A 228-nucleotide genomic window follows, 5' to 3' on the forward strand; every position below is an offset into this window, starting at 1 on the left:
AGCGGATTATCTCGGCAAGCAGGTTTTGAGCGCTATTCCCGGTGGGGCCACCATATTCGGCCTGAGCCTTGGGGATGTTCCCTTGTGCTCCGATCTTTTCAAACACAAGCTCTTCGGCGATATACCATTCGGAATGGCGAGCAATCCTTGGGCGCAGGCCTACGCCGCCGGAGGATATATGTTGATCGCAATCTTCGCAGCGATTTATGCGGGCTCTGTCGGCGCCCT

1 protein-coding gene is annotated in these 228 nt (G+C 56.1%); it reads left to right on the forward strand.

Annotation, left to right across the window (positions count from 1 at the left end):
* On the forward strand, positions 1-228 hold a 228-nt coding region (locus tag SCA31_RS25925; protein ID WP_410699806.1), incomplete at both ends, for a hypothetical protein.

The organism is Chryseobacterium sp. SIMBA_028 (assembly GCF_046535285.1).
Classification (GTDB): domain Bacteria; phylum Bacteroidota; class Bacteroidia; order Flavobacteriales; family Weeksellaceae; genus Chryseobacterium.